The sequence below is a fragment of the Kitasatospora sp. NPDC036755 genome, from assembly GCF_040636595.1.
Classification (GTDB): domain Bacteria; phylum Actinomycetota; class Actinomycetes; order Streptomycetales; family Streptomycetaceae; genus Kitasatospora.
In genome coordinates this window covers 1-2,621 of sequence record NZ_JBEZUT010000599.1, presented here as the reverse complement: position 1 = coordinate 2,621, position 2,621 = coordinate 1, and the positions used below count along the sequence as shown (strand labels likewise).

Sequence of the window (2,621 nt, the reverse complement as noted above, 5' to 3'; positions counted from 1 at the left end):
TCTCCAGCGGGTCCGGCAGGCACTCGATGGTGTTGTACGACAAGACGACGTCCACGCTCGTATCGGAGCACGGGAGAGGGTCGCGCAGATCAGCACCACCGCCGACCCGGGCCCCTCGGCCGTCCTCAGCTCGCCGACAGGCGCGGGGTGCGCGGCGGCTCCGTCCGGCGGCTGCCGGTCGTCTCGAAGGCGGCGGCGAGGGCCAGCAGGGCGTTGTCGTCGTAGGCGCGGCCCGCGAAGGTCAGGCCGACCGGCATGCCGATGTCCGCCATGGTGCCCATGGGGACGGTGACCGTCGGGATGCCGAGGTGGCGGGGGACCAGGTTGCCGTTGGCGACCCAGACGCCGTTGCGCCAGCCGAGGTCGGCGGACGCCTCGGAGACGTCCATGTCGGCGGGCGCCACGTCGGCGACGGCGGGGAACACCACCGCGTCCAGGCCCAGGCCGTCCATCCACAGCTCCAGGTCGACCCGGCGGGTCTCCTCCAGCCCGCGCAGCCCCTGCTCCAGGTGCGGCATGTCGGTGAAGGACGCGTACGGGCGCTCCCGCACGAAGCGCGGGTAGTCGCCGATCGAGTCCTCGAAGTTGTCGTAGCGGTCCGGGAGTTCACCCTCGTGCTTGGGGAAGATGCGGTCGCCGTCGACCTCGGCCAGGGTGGCCAGCGCCGGGTCGCCGTTGGCGCGCAGGAAGTCGTCCCAGGCCCAGGCGGAGAGGTCCTCGATCTCCACGGTGAGGTAGTCGCGGCCGACCAGGCCGCGGGTGAACAGCGAGGGCGCGCCGGGGCGGTCGGACTCGTAGTTGGTCACGACCGGGAAGTCGACCTCGACGACCTCGGCGCCGGCCGCCTCCAGGTCGCGGCGGGCGGCGTCCCACAGGTCGATCACCGAGGGGCGGGTGTGGATCGGCCGGCCGGTCTGGCCGCCGATGCCGCCCGCGGGGTTGGTGCCGGCGTCGGGGTCGGCGTTGATGTACATCCGGGGGACGCCGACGCGCTTGCCGGCCAGCGCGGCGCGCGCCGCCGCCGGGTCGGCGGGTGCGAGCGCCGGGTACGAGGCGGGCCGCACCTGCGAGGCGGCGGGCAGCTCCACCCAGGGCTGGGCGCGCCAGAGGTCGCCGCGGGTCTCCGGGTCGTCGCCGACCACGACGTCGAGCAGTTCGAGCAGGTCGGCCATGGTGCGGGTGTGCGGGACGACGACGTCCATGGTCGGGACGAGCGGCCAGTTGCCGCGCACCGAGATGACGCCGCGGCTGGGCGTGTAGGCGCACAGCGCGTTGTTGGAGGCGGGCGCCCGGCCCGAGGACCAGGTCTCCTCGCCGAGGCCGAAGGCGCCGAACGAGGCGGCCGTCGCGGTGCCGGAGCCGTTGGAGGAGCCGGAGCCGTAGGCGCTGGTGAGCCAGTCGGCGCTGTACGGGCTCTCGGCGCGGCCGTACACGCCGCGCTGCATGCCGCCGTTGGCCATCGGCGGCATGTTGGTGAGGCCGATGAGGACGGCCCCGCCGGCGCGCAGCCGCTCGATGGCGAAGGCGTCGCGCTGGGCGACGAGGTGCTCGAAGGCCGGCGAGCCGGCCGCGGCGGTCAGGCCCTTGGCGAGGTAGCTGTCCTTGGCGGTGTACGGGATGCCGTCCAGCGGGCCGAGGGTCTCGCCGCGCGCGCGGCGGGCGTCGGAGGCCTCGGCCTCGGCGCGGGCGTCCGGGTTCATCACGACCATCGCGTTGAGCGCGGTGGCGGTGTCCGGCCGGTCGTACGCCTCGATCCGCGCGAGGTAGGCGTCGAGCAGGCCGACCGCGGTGGCCTCGCCCTTCTCCAGCGCCGCGCGCAGCTCGGCGATACCGGTCTCCACAACATCGAATCCGCGCGTCATGCGGGTCTCTCCTGGATGGGTCGGGGCGGGGTGTGCGAACCGCCGGTCGGACGGTTCGCGGTCGGCGTGCGTCCGGCGTACGGCCGGACGCAGCGGTCCGCAGCTGGTGCTGGAACGTTCCAGCATCATCGCACCTTACGTACTGCTGGAACGTTCCAGCAAGGCGGTGGGAGCCGGAATGAAGATCGGAGCGGTGCTGGGTCTAGACTTCCGGGCTGTGACCAGCCGCTCCGTGACCCTGATCGACGTGGCCCGGGCGGCCGGGGTGTCCAAGAGCACCGCCTCCAACGCGCTGGGCGGCTCCGGCCGCGTCGCCGAGGCCACCCGGGAACGGATCCGGGAGGTGGCCCGGGAGCTCGGCTACCGGCCGAACAGCGCGGCGCGCAGCCTGCGCCGATCCAGCACGGGCGCGATCGGACTGCACCTGCCGCGCACGGCGACCCGCCTGGACTACTACATGAACCTGGCGTTCGGCGCCGTCGAACGGGCCCGGGAGGACGGCCTGGACCTCGTCCTCCTCGCCCCCGGCACGGCAGCCGGCGGCGGGCTCGCCTCCCGGGTCGACGGCCTGCTGGTGATCGACCCCGAGCTGGACGACCGGGCCGTGCCGGAGCTGCTGAACGCCGGCGTGCCGGTCGTCACCGGAGAGCGCCACCTCGGCGGGGGAGCCGCGCCCGCCGGATCGGTGATGAGCGGGTCGCTCGCCTCCATGAAGACGTCGACGTCCTTGGTGAGTTCGTCCGCGAGGAGGACGCCCGG

The 2,621-nt window shown here is 74.0% G+C and carries 2 protein-coding genes; one reads left to right on the top strand and one right to left on the bottom strand.

The genetic code is table 11. The annotated features are described in order from the left end of the window. Positions 1-125 precede the first annotated feature (125 nt). Complete coding sequence (locus tag AB0E96_RS40375) at positions 126-1,862, bottom strand: amidase (protein ID WP_359831738.1); 1,737 nt, start codon at positions 1,860-1,862, stop codon at positions 126-128. A 217-nt stretch (positions 1,863-2,079) separates the two neighbouring features. On the opposite strand from AB0E96_RS40375, the gene AB0E96_RS40370 reads away from it, so the two are divergent. Next, positions 2,080-2,621: LacI family DNA-binding transcriptional regulator (locus AB0E96_RS40370; RefSeq protein ID WP_359831736.1), on the top strand; the 542-nt coding region annotated here is incomplete at its 3' end.

Excerpts from the sequence above, each read along its gene's own strand:
- AB0E96_RS40375 (WP_359831738.1), bottom strand. The coding sequence starts at position 1,862 with ATGACGCGCGGATTCGATGTTGTGGAGACCGGTATCGCCGAGCTGCGC.